This is a genomic window from Amycolatopsis sp. NBC_00348, assembly GCF_036114655.1.
Lineage (GTDB): Bacteria > Actinomycetota > Actinomycetes > Mycobacteriales > Pseudonocardiaceae > Amycolatopsis.
Genome location: NZ_CP107994.1, coordinates 1,776,185 through 1,795,642, shown reverse-complemented (window position 1 = coordinate 1,795,642; position 19,458 = coordinate 1,776,185). Strand labels below are relative to the sequence as shown.

The following is a 19,458-nucleotide window of genomic DNA, read 5'->3' as shown; positions in this document are numbered from 1 at the left end:
GGGTGTCGCTGGTCTCCGGGCCGCCCATTGGTCAAAATGGACGCCTGGGTGGCGTAGGGAAGGACCTCCATGGCGACAGTGCGCGACGAGGCCGACGCGCGGCGGCAGCTGCGCGCGCAGCAGCGGCAGGAGAAGCAGGACCAGCACGAACCGCGGGAGAAGGCCTCGACCGTCGCGAAGCCGGAAGGCGTCGGCTCGGCCACGCTCGTCGCCGACGGCGGTGACGTGCTCGCGCTGGACTACGCCGAGATCGCCGCCGCGCAGAAGGCCCTCGACGAGCGGTACCAGGAGGTCGCCCGCTACCTCGGCAACGCCCAGGACCTGGGCACCCCGCTCGCCGACGGCAAGGGGCCGGTCTCGCACTGGATGCGCGCGTCGTTCGGGCTGCGCGGAGGCGCCGAGGCCGGTGGCGTGCAGACGGCGTTGCTGTCCTACCTGACCGAACTGGCTTCGCTGCGGCAGGCGCTCGACACCGTCGCCGCTTCGCACCGCCGCAACGACGAAGAAGCCGCAGCCACGCTGGCGGCGAGCGCGGGGGCGCAGGATGCCTGACTACCACTCCACGAACCACGAGCCGACGAAGCGCGAAAAGGCGAAGGCGCGGCGCGTCCGCCGGGAGAAGATCGCGAACCGGCAAGAGGGCACCTTCGGGCGGATCAACTGGGACAGCTACGACCACCGCGAGATGTGGGACATGGTCCAGTCGGCCGACCCGCCGAAGCTCGGTGAGCAGGCGCACCGGTGGGCCGAGCTCGCCAAGGGCGTCGACACCGCCACCGGCGACGTCCACGCGACGGTGCAGAAGCTGCTGTTGTCGTGGCGGGGACCGTCGGCGGCGCAGGCCGCGGACTCGATCCAGAAGCTGACCGGCTGGGCCGCGACGGCGGGCGAGAACGCCCGGAGCATCGGCGACGGCCTCGACACCTACACCTCGGCGATCGGCGAGGCCCGGCGGAAGATGCCGGAGCCGGTGCACTACTGGGCCGAGCGGTGGTTCCAGGAGGGCTACGCGGTCAAGCGGCTGGACGGCCCCGAGGGCACGTACATGCTGAACGACCTGCTGGACGACAAGCTCCCCACGAAGAAGCAGGCCGACGACGCGAAGGCCGAAGCCGTCCGCGTGATGGAGCAGTACGAAGGGGCGAGCCACGAGGTCCGGCACCGCCTGCCGCCGGCGTTCGACGCGGCACCGCAGGTGAGCGCGAACGGTGAGAACCCGGTGGTGCCCCGCGTGCCTCCCGCGCCCACGCCTTCGCCTTTGCCTTCACCCACGCCGTCGCCGTCGCCGTCTCCTACGCCTTCGCCCGGCCCGGACCGCGGCTCCGGCGGCCTGCCGGACGACTCGACGACGACCGCGGGCGTGCTGCCGGGCACGCTCACCGGATCCGTGCCCGGCGGGATCGGCGGGCTGCCCGGGCTTTCCGGTCTCGACGGCGTGATCGGCGCGGGTGGCTCCGGTTCCGGCTCGGTCCCCGGCTTCGCGGGCATGCCGGGCATGACGGGCAGCGGCGCCGGTGCCGGTGCGGGCGCCGGTGGGCTCGGCGAGGGTGAACGGGCGGGAACGGGCCGGTTCGGCGCCGGAACGTCCGGCTTCGGCCCCGGCACGACCGGCGGCCGCGGCTCGGCGGGCGGCTACGGCATGTACCCGCCCGGCCAGAGCGGCGCGCGGGGCGAGGACGATACGGAACACCGCGACAAGTACGCCGACGGCTACGACCTGCTGGACGACCTGCCCCCGGCCTATCCCCCGGTGTTCGGCGAATGACCGGGTTCCACGCCGACCCGGCCGCCCTGGACGCCTTGGCGGTGCGCTTGGAGGACACGGCCGACGAGTTCGCGGCAGCCGCGGCCGACGTCGAGGCGACGGCAAGCGGCGACCTCGGCCCGCAGGCGGTCGCGGCCGCACTCACCGCGCTGACCGGCGAGTGGTCCGGAAGGATACGAGCCGTGCGAACGGACTACGCGACAGCGGCGGACAGCGTCCACGCGGCGGCGAAGGCCTTCCGCGGCGCGGACGCGAGCGCGGCGGAAGCACTGGGCCGCATCGCCGCACAGCCGGGCTCGGACGACCCCGGCCAGACCACAGCGCACCCCCTCCGGCCCACCGACGCCGATCAGGCCACCGCCACCGCCTCAGGCCAGACCACGGCGCAACCTCTCCGGCCCGCTGAACCCGACCAGGCCCTCTCCGCCGACACCGGCCAGACCACAACGCAGCCCCACCAGTCCACCGACGCCGGCCAGCCCCTCGGCATCGCCCCCGGCCAGACCGCGGCGCAACCCCTCCGGCCCGCCGACGCCGACCAGACCCCCGCCACCGCCCCAGGCCAAGCCACCACACAACCCCACTGGCCCGCTCAACTCGACCAGGCGCCCGCCACCGACCCAGGCCAGACCACGACACAACCCCACCAGCCGGCCGAAGCCGGCCAGACCCTCGGCGACAACCTCGGCCAAACCCCCACCCGGCGCACCGACCCCGGCAGCGCCCACCGGTTCGGCCCGGCCGTTTTCGGCGACTCCGGCCGTGCCGATGGCTGAGTTCCGGGGTCTCGGCTTCGACCCCGTCCCCGGCAGCGCGGACGCCGTCGCCGAAGCGGCCCGCCGCTGCGTCGCGGCCGCCGCGAAGCTCGGCGACGCTCCCACCCCCGGCGAGATCCCCGAGTGGGCCGGCCGGTCCGCGCAGGCCCTCGCCGACCGCGCCGGGCGCACCCGCGCCGGCCTCGACGCCGTGCCCGAAGCACTCCGCAAGGCCGCCGCCGTCCTCGACGACTGGGCCGGCGTCCTCGCGGCCCACCGACGTCAGGCCGAAGACCTCGACCACCGGGCCGGCACCGCCCGGCGGGCGGTCGTCGACGCCCAGGACAACGTCGAACGCGCCGAGACGACCGTCCAGTTCTCCCCCGGCGCCGAAGGCGAGCTGACCGCGGCGCGCAGCCGGCTCACGGCCGCGCAACGGGACCTCGACCGCCTGCTGGACCAGGCCCGCGACCTCGAACGCGTCCACAGCACCGAAGCGGCCCGCGTCGCCGAACGGCTGCGGTCCCTCGGCGACGGCGCCCCGCTGCCCAGCGCACCGGATTTCCGTGGCCTGGCAACACAACTCGACACGTTCTCCCAAGCCGGCCGCGATCTGGGCGTCACCGTCGCGCGGACGCCCGTCGCGCCGGTCACGCCGCCCGCCGGCGCCGTCGGCGCGTTCACCGCGGCACTGGGTGGCCGGTGAAACTGCCCGCCGTGCCGGGGATCAGCCCGGTGAGCCTGGCCTCGGTCGAGCGCACGACCGCCGAGCTGCACGCGCTGATGGTGCGGCTGCGCGGCCCCGACGCCGCCCGCGACCTGGGCCTGGAAGCCGCGGCCGTGCAGTCCGCCGAGATCGCCCACGAACAGCGGGCGGGCCTGCTGGCGCTGGTCGAGCACCGCGACGCCGACCCCGCGTTGCTCATCGCCGGCGTCGTCTCGGTCGACGGTCCGCTCGACGAGACCGCCGCCGCGGACCTCGGCCACTTCGTCGCCGACAGGACGCCGGGCATCCGCGAGGTCAGCAGCGCCCGCACCGGCCGCGGCTACCCGGTGGTGATCGTCGAGCGGATCGGCCTGGCGGGTGCGCAGCTGCAGGCCGTCGTGCTCGACCCGGACCGCCCGCGCGCGGCCGTGTTCACCCTGCACTCCCCCGGCGGCCGCGGCTGGCTGGAGGTCGCGGGCCTGGCCGGGACGCTGGTCGCGGGCGTCGACCTGACCCCGGCCGAACCCCGCGCGGGTGCCGCCAGAAGTGCGAGACGCTGATGCGTCAGCCCCGCAGCGCCTGCTCCCGGAACTCGCGCGGCGTCCGCCCGGTGGCGCGGCGGAACGTCCGCGAGAAGTGCGGGGCGCTGATGAATCCGCAGTCCCGCGCGATCTCCGCGATTCCGCGGCCCGCCTTCGCCGGGTCGGCCAGCAGCACCTTGGCCCGCTCGATCCGCAGCCCCTTCAACCGTTCCGAGACGCCTTGGCCGTCGTCGAACAGCTGGTACAGCCGCCGTCGCGAGATGTACAGCGCTTCGGCGATCCGGTCCGCGCTCAGCGACTGTTCGCCCAGGTGGGCGCGCATGTACTCCACCGCTTCGCGCCTTCGCGCCGCGAGCGCGTCGACGCGGTCCAGCTCGACGCGAAGCGCGCTTCGCAGCACCAGCTCGGCGAGGCCGAGCAGGTGGTGGGCCAGGCCGTGCGGGTCCAGCCGCGGGCCCGCCGCCAGGACGTGCGCGACCGCGCCGGCGAACAGCGACCGCAGCGGCGCGGCCACCTCGACGGGCCGGAACATCAGCGGCCGCAGCTCGGCGAACGAGATGGACAGCTTCGCCGCCGCGACCGTCAGCATCACGACGCCGGACGGCTGCAGGTGCAGCGTCGCGTCGGCGAACGTCAGCTTCGCGCCGGACTCGGCGACGGCGCGCGGGACCGGGCAGCGCAGCAGCAGCTGGACGCTCTCGGGCGCGGCCGGGCCGCCGAGGATGGCCGCGCGGGCGGCCGCGGCGCCCGAAGCGCGGACGACGAGGTACCCGGTCGCGGGTACGTCGACTGAGTGCGGCTCGGCCATCGGCACCATCGTGCCCGACGGCGGCCGCATCCCACGGGAAGGGGGACCATGGCGCGGCGCACCGCGACGGCGGCGGGAGTGATCCTGTCGCATCTGGAGTTCGATCTCCTCTGGGAGGACCTGGGGCCGGGCGGGCCGCCGCCGTACCCGTTCGACGTGCCGGCGCACGGCGCCACCCACGCCGAGCGCGACGACCTGGGTGTGCGTGTCTTCGCCGGGCTCACCGAGGCCGGTCTCACCGACGGTGACGCCGTCGACCCGGGGCTGGCGGACCTGTTCGTGCTGCTCGGGGCGCCCGCGCTGAGCGTGGACGCGCTGGTGCTCGGTGAGGCGCCGTGGCGGCTGCTGGCCGCCGTCCGGGGCCCGGCCGGGGTGCTGGCCGTGCTGGACGAGCGGGACCTGGTGCTGGAGCCGATGCGCGCCGCCGACCTGGTGCCGGCGGTGACGCGCATGCTCGGTGCGCTGCCCCCGGGCCCCGGCGAGCAGCTCCGGTTGCCGCGCGCGGCGTACGCGGCGGCGATGGACGCGTACGCGCAGGCCGGGTACGACGCGTTCGAGCGGGCCTTGGGCGCGGCCGGGATCACCGGCCGGGCGATCCGTCCACTCGCGACACTCGTGACGGCGGAGCGCTACGCCGCGGGCCAGCTCGCCGCGACCGGCCCGGCCGGCCGCACCCCGGTGCTGGCCTGGTTCGACACGGCGGCGGGCCGCTACGCCGTGACGCCGGAGAGCGTCGGCGGCGAGCCGTGGGTGATGGTGACCCCCGCGGACGACGCCTGGTTCGCCGACCGCGTCACCCGCCTGACCGACGACGCCCGCTAGCGTCCTGCCGCGGCTCGTCGTGAGTGGTAATGAGGGTTCTAACCCGAATTACCACTCACGACCGTCAGGTGGCCCAGGTCGCCGGGGCGAACGCGTCGTCCTCCCGGTCCAGCCGCGCCAGCCGGACGGGATGCGTTTCCGGCCCCCACACGCGCTCGGCAGGCGAGGACTCCGGCAGCAGCTCGCCCAGCACCTCGCGCCCCTGCCGCAGCGCGTCGGCGGCGGCCTCGGCCGCCAGGCGCTTCACCACGGCCGCCAGCTCCCCCGGCGAGCGGTTCAGCGCCCACCGGTCGAACCGCAGGTCCACCAGGGATCCGTGCAGGTCCACCGCCAGCGAGACGCCGTCGGCGGCCGCGGCGGCGCGGATCAGGGCCAGCCGGGCGCCGTAGCCCGGGTCGGGCGTCGCGAAGGCGTCGTCGGCCAGTTCCACGGCCGTGCGCTCGGCGCTCACTGGGCTCGCCAGCTCTCGGGCGTCGTCTCTTCCGCCTGCTCCCCGGGCACGCTCAGGCCGAGCGCGTCCAGGTCGCCTTCCGGCAGGGTGTGCCACAGCGACGCCGTCGCGCGGGCCGACGCCGCCGCGGTGAGCAGCAGGATGCGGCGGGCCAGTTCGTCCGGCTCGAGGCGGAGCGCCGACGCCTCCAGCGTCAGCTCCTGCAGCGCGCCGCCGGGCGCGACCTCGACGGCGACCGTCCGATCGGCGGCTTTTCCGGTGATCACGGGTGGACCCCTCCGTAGAACGTCGACGACGAGAGCGTGTGCGTGTTGCGGCGGACCGCGTCCCCGGAGTTGCCTTCGATCATCGTGACCTTGTCGCCCTCGACCTTCTCGACGATGCCGATGTGCGTGCTCGTCGACGTGTTCTGCGGGCCGGTGCCGAAGATCAGCACGTCACCAGGACGCGCGTCGTGCAGCGAGTTCTTGCCGTACGCGTGCCCGTTCTCCTGGCCCCAGTGGTAGACGTCGCCGCTGAAGGGCAGGATCGGGATCTTCACCCCGGCCTTGCGCCACATCGCCGTCGCGAACGACGAGCACCACGCGGCGGTCGGCCCGTACGGGTTCTTGTTGCTGCCCGGCGGGTTCTCGCGGACGCCCATCTGCATGCGCGCCGCGTGCACGACGTCCTTGCCCTTGGCGGACGCCTTGCTCGTGCCGCTACCGTGGGGCTTCTTGGCGTGCGTGGCCTCGGTTTTCGCCACGGCTTTGTCCATGACGCCGTCGTGCGTCAGGTCCTTCTGCAACGCGCGCAGCTTCTTCGCCGCTGCCTTGAGTTCGGCGTCGACGTGCCGCAGGGTCGACGCCGACTGCCGCGTGTAGTGCGGCGCGAGGTCGGCGGCGTGCCCGACGGCCCGCATCAGCGCGGCCTGCGTCCCGGCGGTGGTGCCGGCGTCGAGGACCTGCTTGGCCTTGGTGGTGTACTCGTCGACGAGCCGTTGCACGGCCGTGTGCCCGCTGTCCACTGTGGACGCGATGTGCGCGACGATCTTCTCGGCCGCCGCCCCCGCGGTGCCGGTCACCTTCAGCTCCTTCGTCAGCTTCGCGCTGTTGTGCTTGAAGCCGTCGGAGCCGTGGCCGTCCCAGTGGCCCAGGACGGTGGTGCTTTCCTTGTGGTAGGCGGCGTGCTGGTCGTCCAGCGACGAGGCCACCCGGTTGAGCGCGTACTCGGCGCGGACGGCGTCCTCCGCCTTCCCGGCGAGCTTGTTGCGGTGCGCGATGAGGTCTTTCGCGAACGAGTGCGCGAGCGCGGTCGTGTCCATGTCAGCTCCGTCGGGCGTGTTCGTCGAGGGCGGCGGCGGTGGCCGTCTCGTGGTCGCGGTAGGACTTGGCGGCCTTCTGCGCGGCGGTCGCCAGCCCAGTGGCGTGCGTGCCGACGCCCTTGACCTGCTTCTGCAGCGCCAGCCCGAAGCCGGCGAGCGCGTCGGCGAACCCGGACTCCTTGCCGATCTTGCCGAAGCTGTCCCCGGCGATGTCCCGGACGTCGCCCAGGTGCCCCGCCGCGCCGCCGAGGGCGTCGGAGACGCCGTGGGTGCGCTTGACGTAGGCGTGCAGCACGGTGTCGTCGACCCGGAGCGCACCGCCCGGCGTGCTCCCGGACTGCGCGTGGGACGGCTTGCCGTGGTGCTTCGTGACGTCCTGGGCGGCCTTGCGCGCCGCGGTCAGGTGGTCCTTGTAGGCGCCGTTCGTGTACGTCGACCAGGGCGTGAAGTCCTTGCCGTCGCTGGAGATGTCCTTCGCGACCCGCGCGTTGGTGTCCGGGTCGAACAGCGCGTCGTTCGACTTCAGGTGGTACTGGTGGCGCCGGTCCGGGCCGAGCGCGCCCAGCATGTTGATCTGCCAGAGGCCGTAGGAGTTGTCCGGCGGGGTCCCGTTGTGCGCGGTCGTGCGGCCGCCGGACTCGGCCAGCGCGACGGCGACCGCGGTGGTCAGGCCCTGGCCGCGGAACCCGGCGTCGTAGGCGTGCCGGGCGATCTGCTCGGCGCTCAGCTTCGTCATGGTTCGACCTTGACCGTCCGGGTACCCGCCGCGGTAGCCGCGCTGCACGCAGGGACACGCCCGTTGCACGCCCGGCTCAACCTTTCGGCCCGCTCGGACGTACTGAACTGCGGACGCACGACACGAGGAGACGACGGATGCGCAGCACGCGGGCGGTGGCCCTCTTGGGGTTCCTGCTGGTCACGGCGGCTTGTGCCGCGCCGCGGGAGACGACGCCCAGCCTGATCGCGGAGCCGTCGACGCTCCCGCCGACCACGTCGGCGACGCCGACCCCCACACCCACCCCGGCACCGCCGCCCGTGCCGCCGTGCGATGTCAAGACCGGCGCGTGCGTGAGCCTGTCGCAGCACCTGGCGTGGCTGCTGCACGACGGTCAGGTGGTGCGCGGCCCGGTCCCGGCCGGGTTCGGGCCGCCGGACCAGGCGACGCCGGCCGGGTCGTTCCACGTCGTCTGGAAGGATCGGGACCACCACAGCAGCATCTACGGGACGAACATGCCCAACTCGGTGTTCTTCGCCGCCGGCGGCATCGCGTTCCACGCCGGGCCGCTGGACGCGCCGTCGCACGGCTGCGTGCACCTGTCCGACGCCGACTCGGCGGAGTTCTTCGACGGCCTCGGCGTCGGCGACGCGGTGCAGGTCCGGGCCTGATCCCCGGGTACGGTGATCCGTGCCCGACACCTCCCACGCTTCCCACGCCGACGTCGTCTCGAAGCTGCGCGCCGCCGGGTGCGTGTTCGCCGAGGACGAAGCGGACCTGCTCCTGGCCGCCGCGAAGACGTCTGCCGAGCTCGAGTCGCTGGTCGAGCGCCGGGTCGCCGGCCTCCCGCTGGAACACCTGCTCGGCTGGGCGGAGTTCCACGGCCTGCGGATCACGGTGGCGCCCGGGGTGTTCGTGCCGCGACACCGCACGGAGTTCCTGGTCGACGTCGCCGTCTCGCTGGCCCCGCCGGACCCGGTCGTGCTCGACCTGTGCTGCGGGTCCGGCGCGCTCGGGACCGCGTTCGCCTCGCTGGTCACCCCCGGCGAGCTGCACGCGGCCGACGTCGAACCGGCGGCCGTCGAGTGCGCCCGCGTCAACGTGCCCGGCGCGGTCTACCTGGGCGATCTCTACGACGCCCTGCCGGATTCCCTGCGCGGCCGCGTCGACGTGCTCCTGGCGAACGTGCCGTACGTACCGTCGGACGCCGTCGCGACCATGCCGCCGGAGGCGCGGCTGCACGAACCGCTCACCGCGCTCGACGGCGGCGCGGACGGGCTCGACCTCGCCCGCCGGGTCGCCGCGGGGGCTCCGGGCTGGCTCGCTCCGGGCGGCCTGCTGCTGATCGAATCGAGCGAGCGGCAGGCTCCGGTCGCCGGGGAAATCTTCGCCGCGGCCGGGCTGTCACCGCGGGTACACAATTCCGCGGAACTCGGTGCCACCGTCGTGAGCGGAACCGCCTCGATCGTGTGAGTGGTTGATGAGGCAACACTTTCCGTTCACTCCTTCGTCGGAGTGACCCCGCTGATCGGGCCGCGCTAGCGTGACAGCCCGGATCCGCGGAATGGGGAGTAATGCCTTTCAGAACACGGCTCTTCGGTTCATTGGGAATTGCCACCATCCTTTTCTCGAGCATTTCGGCGACCGCCGCCGCGGCACCCGATCGGGCGGTCGGCGTCTTCCGCGCGATCCCGGTGGCCGCCGCGGAAGCACCCCGGCAGCTGTCCGGTCTCGACCAGAACACCCCGGCGCCCGTGACGTTCGACGAGTGCCGCAAGGACGTCAAGAACGGCTACTGGACGAAGAACCGGTTCGCCAGCTGCACCATCACGGACATGGCCTACCAGCGTTACGCCTGCCCGGAAGCGGGCTGCGCGGTCATCGGCGCGGCATGGGCCCGGGTCATCTCGACCAGCAACCTGCTGCACGCGCAACGGCGTCTCGAAGTCGCGACGCGGATGGTCGGCTGGTCGCTGTCCGGCGTGGTCACCGACGCGATGAAGTTCGGCGTCTCGATGAGCTGCGGCCCGCGCTACACCACCGGCACCGCGCACTGCGACACCGCGAGCACGCAGGTGCTCAAGAGCGTCGCCGACTGGCGCGCGCAGTCCGACGAGACGCGTGTGTTCACCATGGAGGGCACCGATCCCGCGTCCCCCGCCGACTCGCCTTCCGTGCGGGCGGAGCAGCGCACCTGGTACGTCGGCGAGCGGCACCTGGTCGCCGAGGACACCGGCGGCCGCACCACGCTGGTGACCGGCGCGCACAGCGCGTACCTGCGCTGCGACGTCGCCCGTCTGCTGGACCCGGCGTACGCGGCCGGCAGCGACTGCGCGTTCGGCTTCCAGCCGCTCTACGTCCTGGACAACGCGGCGACGTCCGGCTTCCCGGCGTCGGCCGCGCTGGTCCGGACCGCGATGACCGGCTTCCCGACCACCTACCCCGGCCTCCGGCAGGGCCACTTCGTCCCGGGCAACCCCGGCTACCAGGGCACCGGCGCGAGCCGGACGTACCCGATCACGCGGCTGCACCACGACACCGCGGCGCAGGCCGCCCACCGCGCGATCGCCGAGCTGGCCTGCGCCCGGCGCTGGGGCCCGGGTTACGCGAACCGGCCGGACGGGCTGGTCAACACGTGTGCCGTCTACCCGTTCGACACCACCTACGACGGCGCGACGCTGCCGGCGCCGGGCGTCGAGCGGGGCGCGTCCTACGCGGTCCAGCCGGTGCTGGACACGGACTACCAGGCGCTGCTGGCGAGCGTCCGGCAGTTCGTCGTCGCGAACCACCTCCTCGACGGGGACGGGTACTGGGTGTACCCGTACGCGTGACAAGATCGGGGCTCACGTTTCCCGCGTCCGGCGCGTCTACTAGGTGTGATCGTGAAACCGTTCGAGCAAGTCGTGGCCGAGCACGGGCCGATGGTCCTCCGGGTCTGCCGGGCCGTGCTCGGGCCGGCGGACGCCGAAGACGCCTGGTCGGAAACCTTCCTCTCGGCGCTCAAGGCGTACCCGGACCTGCCGCCTGACGCCAACGTCCAGGCGTGGCTCGTCACGATCGCGCACCGCAAGGCCGTCGACGTCACCCGCGCCCAGGCGCGCAGCCCGGTCCCGGTCGGCGACGTCCCGGATCGGCCCGGCCGGGCCGCGGAGTGGGACGGCGACCTGTGGAACGCGCTGGCGAAGCTGCCGGACAAGCAGCGTGCCGCCGTCGCCTACCACTACCTGGCCGGGCTGCCCTACCGCGACATCGCGGAGATCATCGGGGGCAGCACGGACGCCGCCCGGCGGGCGGCCGCCGACGGCGTCAAGGCCCTGCGGGTCACCTATCCGGCGAGCTTGGAAGGAGCGCACTCATGAGTGACATCTTCATGACGTACCCCGGGACGGGCTACGAAGTCGTGCCACACCACATGCACGAGCGGCTGTCCGCCGCCGCCGAGCGCGAGGGCCTGCTGGACCTCGCCTACCGCACCCTCGACTCCCCGGTCGGCCCGCTGCTGCTGGCCGCGACCGAGCGGGGTCTGGTCAAGGTGGCCTTCGACCGCCAGGACCACGACGCCGTGCTGGCCGAGCTGGCCGACATCATCAGCCCCCGGATCCTCCGCGCCCCCGCCCGCCTCGACGCCGTCACCCGCCAGCTCGACGAGTACTTCACCGGTGGCCGGCAAACCTTCGACGTGGCCCTGGACTTCCGGCTGGCCCACGGGTTCCGGCTCTCGGTCCTGGAGCACCTGCCCGAGATCGGCTACGGCCACACCGAGAGCTACGCCCAGGTCGCCACGGCCGCGGGCAGCCCGAAGGCGGTCCGCGCGGTGGGCACGGCGTGCGCCCGCAACCCGCTGCCGGTGGTGGTCCCCTGCCACCGCGTCGTCCGCTCCGACGGCTCGTACGGCCAGTACGCCGGCGGCGAAGAGGCCAAGCGGGTCCTGCTCGACCTGGAAGCCGCGGCCTGAGCTGCCGATTCCGATCTCACGTTTCACCCGGCCCGCGCGTCTACAGGGTATGAGCACATTCGAGAAGCGCGTCGCCTCGGCCGACTGGGCCTCGGTGGCCACCGAGGTCGACGACTACGGCTGTGCGTTGCTGCCGCAGCTGCTCACGCCCGCGGAATGCGCGAAGCTCGTCGCGCTCTGGGGCGAGCCGGAGCACTTCCGGGCGACGGTGAACCTGCGGCGGTACCGCTTCGGGGACCACGGCGACTACCACTACTTCGCCGAGCCGTTCCCGGAACCGATCCGGGCGCTGCGTCAGGCGTTGTACCCGCGGCTGCTGCCGATCGCGCGTGACTGGGCCGCCCGGCTCGGCCGGGAAGCCGAGTGGCCGGACACCCTCGAGGAGTGGCTGGCGATCTGCCACGACGCGGGCCAGGCCCGGCCGACGCCGATCCTGTTGCGCTACCAGGAGGGCGGCTGGAACGCGTTGCACCGGGACCTCTACGGGGACAAGGTGTTCCCGCTGCAGGTCGTGATCAACCTGAACGATCCGGGCACCGACCACACCGGCGGCGAGTTCCTGCTGGTCGAGCAACGTCCGCGAGCGCAGTCCCGCGGCACGGCGACACTCATCCCGCAGGGCCACGGCCTGGTGTTCACCACGCGCGACCGGCCGGTCCGCTCGGCCCGCGGCTGGTCGGCGGCACCGGTGCGCCACGGCGTGTCGGCGGTCCGTTCGGGGCAGCGGCACACGCTCGGTCTCGTGTTCCACGACGCGACATGACCGACGCGGAACTCGACGCCGTGCTGCGTCTCGTGGGGCAGGCGCGGCACATCGTGCTCGGCACAGCGGCCGACGCGGGGTCACGGGCCGACGGCGCACGAATCGCCGCGGCGTGGGGCGGCCTGGTCCTGGCGACGGTGACCTGGCCGGAGACAGCGGCATCGTGGCTGCGGCAAGCCCGGCGGTTCGCGGCCCCCGATCCGGACGTCTGGGTCGTCAGCGCGACCCCGGCCGGCTGGGCCGGAATGGCCCGGCGGCTCGCGGCGTCGACATCGTGGAGTCCACATCGGACGGTGGTCACGGCCGCCGTCGGAGAGAGTCCGCTGCCCGGCCTGCGTGGCGCGCGGGCGGACGGCAGCAGTTGGGAGAACTGATGAAACACACGATCATCGACTCGCCGATCGGCGAGCTGACCCTGGTCGGCGACGACGACGGCACCGTCGTCACCGGCCTGTACTTCCCGCACCACTGGACCCGCCCGGACCGCACGGCGTTCGGCGAGCGCGACGACACGGCGTTCCCGGAGGCCGCCCGGCAGCTGAAGGAGTACTTCGCCGGGCAGCGCACGGAGTTCGACGTCCCGACGCGCGCCGAGGGCGACCAGTTCCAGCGGAACGTCTGGGCCGCGATCGACCAGATCCCGTACGGCGGGACAGCCACCTACGGCGACCTCGCGAAGGCCGTCGGCGGACTGCCGCACGAGGTCGGCGCGGCGGTCGGACGCAACCCGCTGAGCATCCTGGTGGCGTGCCACCGCGTCGTCGGCAAGAACGGCAAGCTCACCGGGTACGCGGGCGGCCTGAAGCGCAAGGCGTTCCTGCTGGAGCTGGAACGCCCACCGGCCGAAGACCGCGGCCAGCTGTGGTGATCGGACGCGGGTGATCACACGCGGCTCAGCACCATCGACACACCGAGGCCGGCCATCGTCACCGCGATGAGCACGTCCATCACCCGCCACGCCGCCGGCCGGGCGAACACCCCGGCCAGGCGGCGGGCGCCGAACCCCAGCGCGCTGAACCAGACGGCGCTCGCGACGCAGGCGCCGAGGCCGAACAGCCAGCGGCCGTCGCCGTGGGCGACCGCGACCGAGCCGAGCAGCAGCACGGTGTCGAGGTACACGTGCGGGTTGAGCCAGGTGAAGCCGAGGCACGCGAGGACCGCCTTGCGCAGCGGCGTGCGTCCGTCACCGACACTGAGCACCGACGGCCGGAACGCCCGCCGCGCGGCGAGGGCGCCGTACCCGAGCAGGAACAGACCGCCGCCGACGGCGATCACGCCGATCGCCGTCGGCCACCGGCCGAGGACGACGCCGATCCCGCTGACACCGAGGGCGATCAGGACCAGGTCGGACACCGCGCAGATGGCGACCAGCGGCGCGACGGTGCCGCCGCGCAGCCCTTGCTGCAGCAGGAAGGCGTTCTGGGAGCCGATCGCGACGATGAGGGACAGGCCGGTGCCGAACCCGGCCAGGAGGAGAGCGAGCACGTCACCGACGTTAAGGTCGAGGGCCGCATTACTCCAGCTAAAGATTCTTACGTAACATTAGCGCTCGTGATGTCGGATCTGCCGCTCGACCAGGTCAGGACACTGCTCGCCGTCGTCGACGAGCAGAGTTTCGACGCCGCCGCGGCGGTGCTGCACGTGACGCCGTCCGCGGTGAGCCAGCGGGTGAAGGCCCTGGAGCAGCGCACCGGCCGCGTCCTGCTGCTGCGGACGAAACCGGTGCGGCTCACCGAGTCGGGCCAGGTGGTGGTCCGGTTCGCGCGGTCGCTGGCCCAGCTGGAGCAGGACGCGCTCGGCGAGCTGGGATTCGGCGAGGAGGGCACGCGGACGCTGACGATCGCGGTGAACGCCGACTCCCTCGCGACGTGGTTCCTGCCCGCGCTCGCCGCCGTGCCCGAGGACCTCGGGATCTGCTTCGACCTCCAGCGCGAGGACCAGGACCACACGGCGGCGCTGCTGCGCGAGGGCTTGGTGATGGCCGCGGTCACGGCGGCGCCACAGCCGGTGCAGGGCTGCACATCCCGCCGGCTGGGCCGGATGCGCTACCGCGCGATGGCATCCCCGGAGTTCATCGACCGCCGCCTGACCGGCGGCCCGCTCCCCCAGCTCCTCCCGACGGCCCCGGTGATCGTGTTCGACCGCAAGGACGACCTGCAGGACCGCTTCCTCCGCGGGTTGACCCGCCGCCGGAACTTCACGCTGGTACGCCACCACATCCCGGCATCGGAGTCCTTTGTGGACGCGGTAGCGGCGGGCCTGGGCTGGGGCATGGTGCCGGAGATCCAGGCGGCCCCACGCGGCGAGGCCCTGGTGGACCTGGCACCGGACCGTCCACTCGACGTCCCGCTGCACTGGCAGCAGTGGAAGCTCGACTCACCCGGCCTGGCCACGGTGGCGGACGCGGTCGCGAAGGGCGCGAAGGGCGCGAAGGCCGCATTGCGCTGAATTCCGGTTGCCACGTTGGCCCTACCGGTCGCCGTGTCGGCAACTCCCGTCGCCGTGTTGGCCCTTCCGGTCGCCATGTTGGCCACTCCCGGCGCCGTGTCGGCCGCCCCGGTCACCTCACCGTGCCCGCCCTTCCGGTCGCCACGTCGACCACTCCCGTCGCCACGTCGACCACTCCCGGCGCCGTGTCGGCGGCCCCGGTCACCTCACCGTGCCTGCCCTTCCGGTCGCCGTGTCGACCACTCCCGTCGCCACGTTGGCACTTCGGTCGCCGTGTTGGCTGTTCGCGAATGGCCGAGTTGCCCGCTGACGGCCCCACGCCGACCGCAACTGCCACCATGCTGACCGGAGCAGCCGACACGATTGCCGGGAGAGCCGCTACAGCAACCGGAGGGCGGCAACCGGGGTCAGGGCCCGGTCGGCCGCCGATCGCACCCACCGCCATCGAACCCGCGGCTCGATCGCTTGGTCCGGGCAGCCGGGTGAACCGCGCCGCCGCAGCTTGAGTGCTCGATCCCGTGCGCTCGCCAACCGTCGCCTGCTCGGTGGCGGCGGCGCGGGCCGCGGGGCGCGGGGCGCGGGGCGCGGGCCGCGGGTCGCGGGCCGCATGGCGGGCGAAGGCTCCAGCGCGGCAGAGAAACTCAGCCCGGGTAGTCGCCCACTCCGTGTTCCACCAGGTCGAAAGCCTGGTCGATCACCGTCACCTGGTCGCGGCGGACCTGGGCTTCCTTGTCGCCCGCTACCAGGCGGCTTACCGCGTTGGCGAAGATCGTGCTGATCGCCGTTGTCAGCAGCGCTGCCACCGTACGGGCTCGCAGGGGCTCGCCCGTCTCCTCCGACAGCACCTCCGCCAGCGCCTCCGCGATCTCGCGCTCCTGCTCGTGGAACCTCGTCATCAGTGCCGGGCTCGAGCGCAGGACCCACCAGAAGCCCGAGGCGCCCTGGATCGCGCCCGACAGAGGGTGGCCGGCCGCGAGCAGTTCGTGCTGGTGACTTCTCAAAGCGGCAGCCGCCGATGTGCCCGACGGCCGGGCGCGCACCGCTGCGACCAGGTCGGCCATGCGGTCGGCGTGGCGGTCGAGGAACAGGTCCTCCTTGCGCGGGAAGTAGTTGAAGACCGTCATCTTCGAGACGCCCGCCGCCTCGGCGATCTCGGCGACCGTCACCTCTTCGAAGCCGCGCTGGATGAACAGGCCGCTCGCGATGTCCGCGATGAGCTGCCGGGTCGCCCGCTTCTTGCGCTCGCGCAGTCCGTGATCCGCCATGGACCGAGAGTATAGACCGAGCACAAAGTTTGACTCAGTACAAGTTTGTCGGCATCATCGAAAGCATGAACAGGGATGTGGTGATCTCCGGGGGCGGACCGGTGGGCTTGATGCTCGCCTGCGAACTGCGGTTGGCGGGCGTCGACGTGCTCGTCGCCGAACGGCTGCCCGAACCGGACCAGACGATCAAGGCGGGGTCGATCAACCTGCCGACGGCCGAGGCGTTCTACCGCCGCGGCATGCTGCCCGCGCTCCAGGCGCTGGTGCAGGAGGACATCGCGCGGATGCAGGAGTTCCTGAAGAGCCGCGGCGCCGGCGGCGCGAGGCCGGTGCCGCCCGTCGGGCACTTCGCCGGGGTCATGGTGAGCTCGGCGGGCGTCCACTTCGACGATCCGGCGTTCCGCGACGTCGGCCCGGCGGCCGGGGTGGTCGTCGTGCGGCAGCAGGCGGTCGAGGCGCTGCTCGCCGAGCGCGCCGCCGACCTGGGCGTCGAGGTGCGCCGCGGGGTCGCGGTGACCGGGTTCGAGGCGGACGACGACGGCGTGACCGTCCACCTCGGGGACGACGAGATCCGCGCGGGCTGGCTGGTCGGCTGCGACGGCGGCCGCAGCCTGGTGCGCAAGGGGGCCGGGTTCGACTTCCCCGGCACCGACCCCGCCGTCACCGGGCGGCAGGCGCTGGTCGAGCTGACCGGCGCCGACGCGCTCCGCACCGGCTGGAACCACACCGACCACGGCGTCTACGTCCACGGGCCGGTGCCGGGCCGGATCCTGACCGTCGAGTTCGACGGGCCGCCCGAGGACCGCGACGCGCCGATCACCGCGCAGGAGCTGGAAGACAGCCTGCGGCGGGTGTCCGGTGTGGACGTTCGCGTCACGAAGGTGCACACGGCGACGCGCTTCACCGACAACGCGCGCCAGGCGAGCACCTACCGCCGCGGCCGGGTCCTGCTGGCCGGCGACGCGGCCCACGTGCACTCGCCGTTCGGCGGGCAGGGGCTCAACCTCGGCGTCGGCGACGCGGTCAATCTCGGCTGGAAGCTGGCCGCGACGATCCGCGGGTCGGCACCCGACGGGCTGCTCGACAGCTACACCACCGAGCGACACCCGATCGGTGAGTGGGTGCTCGAGTGGACGCGGGCGCAGATCGCGCTGATGCGCACCGACCCGCGGGCGCAGGCGCTGCGCCACGTCGTCACCGACCTGCTGAACACCGGCGACGGCGCGACCTACCTGGCCAAGAAGCTCTCCGGCGTGCTGCACCGCTACCCGATCGAGGGCGAGCACGACCTCACCGGCCGCGCCGCCCCCGACTTCGCGTTCGCCGACGGCACCCGTCTCGGCGAGCACCTCCAGGACGGCCGGGGGCTGCTGCTGGACCTCGCCGAGTCCGCCGAACTGCGCGCGACGGCGAGCGGCTGGGCCGATCGGGTCGGGGTGCTCACCGCGAAGACCGAACCCGCACTGACCGGCGTCCTGATCCGGCCGGACGGGCACATCGCCTGGGCCCGGGAAGACGGCGGCACCACGGGCCTGGACGCCGCGCTGCGCCGGTGGTTCGGCGAACCCGCCTGACCTCGCACGGGGCGCGCCGGGAAGCCGGCGCGCCCCGCCGCATCGGTAAGCGAAGCGTGGCTCATCGCGGCGAGGTGCTCGACCGGAGAGGTGCAGCAGACCCGATGCCCGCTGCACCTCTCCGGTCGCGCCCGGACGAGCCGCAGGCCGGGAAATCCCCTCGTGTGGACGGCGACGATCCGGAATGATCACGGGTCGGATCCGGACAGTGACCGCAAGAGGACACGGGGCGCGTTGATGACCGAGCTGTACCCGCCGATCGAGCCGTACGACCACGGGCTGCTCGACGTCGGCAACGGGCACCAGGTGTACTGGGAGACCTGCGGCAACCCCGACGGCAAACCGGCGGTCATGCTGCACGGCGGGCCCGGCCAGGGGTGCGCGCCGGGGATGCGGCGGGTGTTCGACCCGGCCCGCTACCGCGCGGTGCTGGTCGATCAGCGCGGCTGCGGCCGCAGCCTGCCCCACGCCGCCGATCCGGCGACGTCGCTGGCGCACAACACGACCGAGCACCTGGTCGCCGACCTGGAACGGCTGCGCGAGCACCTCGGCATCGAGCGTTGGCTGCTGACGGGCGGGTCGTGGGGCACGACGCTCGCGCTGGTGTACGCGCAGCGGTACCCGCACCGGGTGTCGGAGATCGTGCTCAGCGCGATCAGCACGACGCGGCGGTCGGAGATCGACTGGCTCTACCGCGGCGTCGGCCGGTTCTTCCCGGAAGCGTGGCAGCGGTTCAGCGGCGGGTCCGCCGACGTCGTCGCCGACTACGTCCGGCTGCTGGAAGACCCCGCCCAGCGGGATCGCGCAGCCCTCGCCTGGCGGGAGTGGGAGGACACGGTGCTGTCCCTCGAACCGGGCGCGACGCCGCGTGTCCACAGTGGACCGCCGGACGCCGCGATGATGGCGTTCGTCCGGCTGACGGCCCACTACTACGCGAACGCGGGCTGGCTCGAGGAGGGCGCGGTGATCCGCGACGCCGGGCGGCTGGCGGGCATCCCCGGCGTGCTGGTCCACGGCCGCCTCGACCTGAGCTGCCCGGTGACGACGGCGTGGGAGCTGGCGCGGGCGTGGCCGGGCGCGGAACTGCTGATCGACGACCACTCCGGGCACCGCGGCAGCCCGGTGAAACGCGCCTGGACGCTCGGCGCCCTGGACCGGTTCGCTAGCCCCCGGTGAGCACCGTCAGGAGCGAGAACAACGACGCGAACAACCACAGCACGGCGAGCTGCAGCAGGGTCGGCGTCCGGCCGGTCTCGGTTTCGACCCAGCGGACCCGGGCAATGCCTCCGCCGATGGTGACGCCCCACCACCGGCGCAGCAGGACCCGGTGCACGAACGACGCCACGACGTAAGCCGTCACCAGAGTGACGAAGAACGACCAGGATTCTGCGCCCGTCAAACCCGCCACGATCAGCCCGGCCAGCAAGTGCAGCAGCATGTCGATCACCACCGCGGGGGCCTGCCGCCAACCCGAAGCTTCCTTGTACGGCGGGCCTTCCCGCAGGGCACGGAAGGTCACGATCTCCAGTTCGGCCGACTTGCGGTCCTGAGTCGTCGCGGTGTCCATGCCTCCACCACGCGCGAAC

At 73.2% G+C, this 19,458-nt stretch carries 25 protein-coding genes; 17 read left to right on the top strand and 8 right to left on the bottom strand.

Features of this window, described 5'->3' with window-relative positions; genetic code table 11:
- Positions 1-69 precede the first annotated feature (69 nt).
- The 5 genes from OHS58_RS08105 to OHS58_RS08085 are packed head-to-tail and all read left to right on the top strand — an operon-like array spanning position 70 to position 3,786.
- Positions 70-552 carry a hypothetical protein gene (locus OHS58_RS08105; protein ID WP_326950467.1) on the top strand — a complete coding sequence of 161 codons (483 nt, stop codon included), beginning with the start codon at positions 70-72 and terminating at the stop codon, positions 550-552.
- A complete protein-coding gene (locus tag OHS58_RS08100) occupies positions 545-1,765 on the top strand; it encodes a WXG100 family type VII secretion target (RefSeq protein WP_328647746.1) in 1,221 nt (406 codons plus the stop codon). Before OHS58_RS08105 ends, OHS58_RS08100 begins: the two co-directional genes overlap by 8 nt.
- Entirely contained in the window at positions 1,762-2,541 is a 780-nt protein-coding gene (locus OHS58_RS08095; protein WP_328647745.1) for a hypothetical protein, read from the top strand. Before OHS58_RS08100 ends, OHS58_RS08095 begins: the two co-directional genes overlap by 4 nt.
- Positions 2,534-3,226, top strand: coding sequence for a hypothetical protein (locus tag OHS58_RS08090; RefSeq protein WP_328647744.1), 693 nt, complete (start codon positions 2,534-2,536; stop codon positions 3,224-3,226). Before OHS58_RS08095 ends, OHS58_RS08090 begins: the two co-directional genes overlap by 8 nt.
- On the top strand, positions 3,223-3,786 hold the full coding sequence (locus tag OHS58_RS08085) for a hypothetical protein (RefSeq protein WP_328647743.1): 564 nt from the start codon (positions 3,223-3,225) through the stop codon (positions 3,784-3,786). Before OHS58_RS08090 ends, OHS58_RS08085 begins: the two co-directional genes overlap by 4 nt.
- A gap of 4 nt (positions 3,787-3,790) precedes the next feature.
- Here OHS58_RS08085 and OHS58_RS08080 read toward each other — a convergent pair whose 3' ends face one another.
- Positions 3,791-4,576, bottom strand: coding sequence for a helix-turn-helix transcriptional regulator (locus tag OHS58_RS08080; protein WP_326950472.1), 786 nt, complete (start codon positions 4,574-4,576; stop codon positions 3,791-3,793).
- Between the two features lie 48 nt (positions 4,577-4,624).
- Between OHS58_RS08080 and OHS58_RS08075 the strand changes: the two genes are divergently transcribed.
- Complete coding sequence (locus OHS58_RS08075) at positions 4,625-5,398, top strand: ESX secretion-associated protein EspG (RefSeq protein ID WP_326952625.1); 774 nt, start codon at positions 4,625-4,627, stop codon at positions 5,396-5,398.
- A gap of 64 nt (positions 5,399-5,462) precedes the next feature.
- On the opposite strand, the gene OHS58_RS08070 is transcribed toward OHS58_RS08075, so the two are convergent.
- From OHS58_RS08070 to OHS58_RS08055, 4 genes are read right to left on the bottom strand one after another with little or no spacing between them, the layout of a single operon-like run.
- Complete coding sequence (locus tag OHS58_RS08070; RefSeq protein ID WP_326952624.1) at positions 5,463-5,849, bottom strand: hypothetical protein; 387 nt, start codon at positions 5,847-5,849, stop codon at positions 5,463-5,465.
- On the bottom strand, positions 5,846-6,115 hold the full coding sequence (locus OHS58_RS08065) for a YbaB/EbfC family DNA-binding protein (RefSeq protein WP_326952623.1): 270 nt from the start codon (positions 6,113-6,115) through the stop codon (positions 5,846-5,848). Before OHS58_RS08065 ends, OHS58_RS08070 begins: the two co-directional genes overlap by 4 nt.
- Positions 6,112-7,152, bottom strand: coding sequence for a CHAP domain-containing protein (locus tag OHS58_RS08060; protein WP_328647742.1), 1,041 nt, complete (start codon positions 7,150-7,152; stop codon positions 6,112-6,114). Before OHS58_RS08060 ends, OHS58_RS08065 begins: the two co-directional genes overlap by 4 nt.
- A gap of 1 nt (position 7,153) precedes the next feature.
- Positions 7,154-7,888 carry a transglycosylase SLT domain-containing protein gene (locus OHS58_RS08055; RefSeq protein ID WP_328647741.1) on the bottom strand — a complete coding sequence of 245 codons (735 nt, stop codon included), beginning with the start codon at positions 7,886-7,888 and terminating at the stop codon, positions 7,154-7,156.
- A 137-nt stretch (positions 7,889-8,025) separates the two neighbouring features.
- On the opposite strand from OHS58_RS08055, the gene OHS58_RS08050 reads away from it, so the two are divergent.
- The 8 genes from OHS58_RS08050 to OHS58_RS08015 all read left to right on the top strand — a co-directional run bounded on the left by OHS58_RS08050 (position 8,026) and on the right by OHS58_RS08015 (position 13,453).
- Positions 8,026-8,538 carry a L,D-transpeptidase gene (locus OHS58_RS08050; RefSeq protein WP_328647740.1) on the top strand — a complete coding sequence of 171 codons (513 nt, stop codon included), beginning with the start codon at positions 8,026-8,028 and terminating at the stop codon, positions 8,536-8,538.
- Positions 8,539-8,557: 19 nt separating this feature from the next.
- Positions 8,558-9,340, top strand: coding sequence for a putative protein N(5)-glutamine methyltransferase (locus OHS58_RS08045; protein WP_328647739.1), 783 nt, complete (start codon positions 8,558-8,560; stop codon positions 9,338-9,340).
- 101 nt (positions 9,341-9,441) lie between these two features.
- Positions 9,442-10,698 (top strand): transporter, encoded by a 1,257-nt coding sequence (locus OHS58_RS08040; protein ID WP_328647738.1) that lies wholly within the window; start codon positions 9,442-9,444, stop codon positions 10,696-10,698.
- A gap of 45 nt (positions 10,699-10,743) precedes the next feature.
- Positions 10,744-11,226: an RNA polymerase sigma factor gene (locus OHS58_RS08035; RefSeq protein WP_326950481.1), complete on the top strand. Its 483-nt coding sequence runs from the start codon at positions 10,744-10,746 to the stop codon at positions 11,224-11,226.
- Positions 11,223-11,822 carry a methylated-DNA--[protein]-cysteine S-methyltransferase gene (locus OHS58_RS08030; RefSeq protein WP_326950482.1) on the top strand — a complete coding sequence of 200 codons (600 nt, stop codon included), beginning with the start codon at positions 11,223-11,225 and terminating at the stop codon, positions 11,820-11,822. Before OHS58_RS08035 ends, OHS58_RS08030 begins: the two co-directional genes overlap by 4 nt.
- 49 nt (positions 11,823-11,871) lie before the next feature.
- On the top strand, positions 11,872-12,585 hold the full coding sequence (locus tag OHS58_RS08025) for a 2OG-Fe(II) oxygenase (RefSeq protein ID WP_328647737.1): 714 nt from the start codon (positions 11,872-11,874) through the stop codon (positions 12,583-12,585).
- On the top strand, positions 12,582-12,959 hold the full coding sequence (locus tag OHS58_RS08020) for a hypothetical protein (RefSeq protein ID WP_328647736.1): 378 nt from the start codon (positions 12,582-12,584) through the stop codon (positions 12,957-12,959). Before OHS58_RS08025 ends, OHS58_RS08020 begins: the two co-directional genes overlap by 4 nt.
- Positions 12,959-13,453 carry a methylated-DNA--[protein]-cysteine S-methyltransferase gene (locus tag OHS58_RS08015; protein WP_328647735.1) on the top strand — a complete coding sequence of 165 codons (495 nt, stop codon included), beginning with the start codon at positions 12,959-12,961 and terminating at the stop codon, positions 13,451-13,453. The genes OHS58_RS08020 and OHS58_RS08015 overlap by 1 nt, the downstream gene beginning before the upstream one ends.
- Positions 13,454-13,467: 14 nt before the next feature.
- Here OHS58_RS08015 and OHS58_RS08010 read toward each other — a convergent pair whose 3' ends face one another.
- Entirely contained in the window at positions 13,468-14,070 is a 603-nt protein-coding gene (locus tag OHS58_RS08010) for a LysE/ArgO family amino acid transporter (protein WP_328647734.1), read from the bottom strand.
- Positions 14,071-14,139: 69 nt separating this feature from the next.
- On the opposite strand from OHS58_RS08010, the gene OHS58_RS08005 reads away from it, so the two are divergent.
- Positions 14,140-15,033: a LysR family transcriptional regulator ArgP gene (locus tag OHS58_RS08005; RefSeq protein WP_442875556.1), complete on the top strand. Its 894-nt coding sequence runs from the start codon at positions 14,140-14,142 to the stop codon at positions 15,031-15,033.
- Positions 15,034-15,674: 641 nt separating this feature from the next.
- Here OHS58_RS08005 and OHS58_RS08000 read toward each other — a convergent pair.
- The gene (locus tag OHS58_RS08000) at positions 15,675-16,298 is read right to left on the bottom strand and encodes a TetR/AcrR family transcriptional regulator (RefSeq protein WP_328647732.1); all 624 of its coding nucleotides are present in this window, start codon (positions 16,296-16,298) and stop codon (positions 15,675-15,677) included.
- A gap of 65 nt (positions 16,299-16,363) precedes the next feature.
- Between OHS58_RS08000 and OHS58_RS07995 the strand changes: the two genes are divergently transcribed.
- Positions 16,364-17,872, top strand: a complete 1,509-nt coding sequence (locus OHS58_RS07995) for an FAD-dependent oxidoreductase (RefSeq protein ID WP_328647731.1) — start codon at positions 16,364-16,366, stop codon at positions 17,870-17,872.
- A 237-nt stretch (positions 17,873-18,109) separates the two neighbouring features.
- Positions 18,110-19,048, top strand: coding sequence for a prolyl aminopeptidase (pip, locus tag OHS58_RS07990; RefSeq protein ID WP_328647730.1), 939 nt, complete (start codon positions 18,110-18,112; stop codon positions 19,046-19,048).
- Here pip and OHS58_RS07985 read toward each other — a convergent pair.
- Positions 19,035-19,439, bottom strand: coding sequence for an RDD family protein (locus OHS58_RS07985; RefSeq protein ID WP_328647729.1), 405 nt, complete (start codon positions 19,437-19,439; stop codon positions 19,035-19,037). The two genes, pip and OHS58_RS07985, sit on opposite strands and share 14 nt — an antisense overlap.
- Between the last annotated feature and the right edge of the window lie 19 nt (positions 19,440-19,458).

What these genes read in the sequence shown, in the direction of transcription:
- OHS58_RS08105 (WP_326950467.1), top strand. Translation starts at nt 70, where the DNA reads ATGGCGACAGTGCGCGACGAGGCCGACGCGCGGCGGCAGCTGCGCGCG.
- OHS58_RS08100 (WP_328647746.1), top strand. Translation starts at nt 545, where the DNA reads ATGCCTGACTACCACTCCACGAACCACGAGCCGACGAAGCGCGAAAAG.
- OHS58_RS08095 (WP_328647745.1), top strand. Translation starts at nt 1,762, where the DNA reads ATGACCGGGTTCCACGCCGACCCGGCCGCCCTGGACGCCTTGGCGGTG.
- OHS58_RS08090 (WP_328647744.1), top strand. Translation starts at nt 2,534, where the DNA reads ATGGCTGAGTTCCGGGGTCTCGGCTTCGACCCCGTCCCCGGCAGCGCG.
- OHS58_RS08080 (WP_326950472.1), bottom strand. Translation starts at nt 4,576, where the DNA reads ATGGCCGAGCCGCACTCAGTCGACGTACCCGCGACCGGGTACCTCGTC.
- OHS58_RS08075 (WP_326952625.1), top strand. Translation starts at nt 4,625, where the DNA reads ATGGCGCGGCGCACCGCGACGGCGGCGGGAGTGATCCTGTCGCATCTG.
- OHS58_RS08060 (WP_328647742.1), bottom strand. Translation starts at nt 7,152, where the DNA reads ATGGACACGACCGCGCTCGCGCACTCGTTCGCGAAAGACCTCATCGCG.
- OHS58_RS08055 (WP_328647741.1), bottom strand. Translation starts at nt 7,888, where the DNA reads ATGACGAAGCTGAGCGCCGAGCAGATCGCCCGGCACGCCTACGACGCC.
- OHS58_RS08050 (WP_328647740.1), top strand. Translation starts at nt 8,026, where the DNA reads ATGCGCAGCACGCGGGCGGTGGCCCTCTTGGGGTTCCTGCTGGTCACG.
- OHS58_RS08040 (WP_328647738.1), top strand. Translation starts at nt 9,442, where the DNA reads ATGCCTTTCAGAACACGGCTCTTCGGTTCATTGGGAATTGCCACCATC.
- OHS58_RS08030 (WP_326950482.1), top strand. Translation starts at nt 11,223, where the DNA reads ATGAGTGACATCTTCATGACGTACCCCGGGACGGGCTACGAAGTCGTG.
- OHS58_RS08025 (WP_328647737.1), top strand. Translation starts at nt 11,872, where the DNA reads ATGAGCACATTCGAGAAGCGCGTCGCCTCGGCCGACTGGGCCTCGGTG.
- OHS58_RS08020 (WP_328647736.1), top strand. Translation starts at nt 12,582, where the DNA reads ATGACCGACGCGGAACTCGACGCCGTGCTGCGTCTCGTGGGGCAGGCG.
- OHS58_RS08015 (WP_328647735.1), top strand. Translation starts at nt 12,959, where the DNA reads ATGAAACACACGATCATCGACTCGCCGATCGGCGAGCTGACCCTGGTC.
- OHS58_RS08005 (WP_442875556.1), top strand. Translation starts at nt 14,140, where the DNA reads ATGTCGGATCTGCCGCTCGACCAGGTCAGGACACTGCTCGCCGTCGTC.
- OHS58_RS08000 (WP_328647732.1), bottom strand. Translation starts at nt 16,298, where the DNA reads ATGGCGGATCACGGACTGCGCGAGCGCAAGAAGCGGGCGACCCGGCAG.
- OHS58_RS07995 (WP_328647731.1), top strand. Translation starts at nt 16,364, where the DNA reads ATGAACAGGGATGTGGTGATCTCCGGGGGCGGACCGGTGGGCTTGATG.
- pip (WP_328647730.1), top strand. Translation starts at nt 18,110, where the DNA reads ATGACCGAGCTGTACCCGCCGATCGAGCCGTACGACCACGGGCTGCTC.
- OHS58_RS07985 (WP_328647729.1), bottom strand. Translation starts at nt 19,439, where the DNA reads ATGGACACCGCGACGACTCAGGACCGCAAGTCGGCCGAACTGGAGATC.